Origin of the sequence: Streptacidiphilus sp. ASG 303 (assembly GCF_020991365.1) — a bacterium.
Lineage (GTDB): Bacteria > Actinomycetota > Actinomycetes > Streptomycetales > Streptomycetaceae > Peterkaempfera.
Window position 1 is genome coordinate 1 of the sequence record NZ_JAJLRA010000109.1, and the last position, 328, is coordinate 328.

1 protein-coding gene is annotated in these 328 nt (G+C 66.2%); it reads left to right on the plus strand.

The annotated features are described in order from the left end of the window. Window positions 1-139: 139 nt before the first annotated feature. On the plus strand, window positions 140-328 hold a 189-nt coding region (locus LO771_RS30130; protein ID WP_304944885.1), incomplete at its 3' end, for a TCP-1/cpn60 chaperonin family protein.

A 328-nucleotide genomic window follows, 5' to 3' on the forward strand; every position in this document is an offset into this window, starting at 1 on the left:
CGTCCTCTCGGCTCGCGACGTCCTCGCGATCATCGAGAAGTAGTTCCGACGCTGACCGCAGAGTCGTGACCCGCCCCGGGATCCGTGTCCAAGAGACCCGGGGCCCGGGGCGCGGTTGGTGAGAGGGAAAGACGTACTGATGGCGAAGATCCTGCAGTTCAACGAGGATGCCCGCCGCTCGCTGGAGCGCGGCGTCAACAAGCTCGCGGACACCGTGAAGGTGACGATCGGCCCCACGGGCCGCAACGTCGTCATCGACAAGAAGTTCGGTGCGCCCACCATCACCAACGACGGCGTGACCATCGCCCGCGAGGTGGAGCTGGACGAC